Genomic DNA, 277 nt, shown 5'->3' with positions numbered 1-277 from the left:
AGTAACTGCGCATTACCACAGCTGGGTTCCCCCATTCGGACATCCCCGGATCAAAGCCTGCTTACGGCTCCCCGAGGCATTTCGTCGTTCGCCACGTCCTTCTTCGGCTCCTAGTGCCTAGGCATCCTCCGTGTGCTCTTTCTAGCTTAACCTAGAAAAAAACATTTAAAGATTTTTGCAAGATCCGAAGATCAAGCAACCTAAGTTCTTACTTTACGTTTTGTTTCGTTATCTAGTTTTCAAGGAACAATGTTGTTGAAAGTTCAAACCGTTTCCG

General features: G+C 45.8%; 1 rRNA gene (cut by a window edge). It reads right to left on the bottom strand.

Annotation, left to right across the window (positions count from 1 at the left end):
- Nucleotides 1-152 (bottom strand): 23S ribosomal RNA (locus tag A8709_RS33110); its annotated part reaches 354 nt to the left of the window's first position; the annotation flags it as partial.
- Nucleotides 153-277: the final 125 nt, after the last annotated feature.

The sequence above is a fragment of the Paenibacillus pectinilyticus genome (assembly GCF_001700435.1).
In the GTDB taxonomy this organism is placed as follows: Bacteria; Bacillota; Bacilli; order Paenibacillales; family NBRC-103111; genus Paenibacillus_E; species Paenibacillus_E pectinilyticus.
This window is presented reverse-complemented; position numbering and strand designations above follow the sequence as displayed.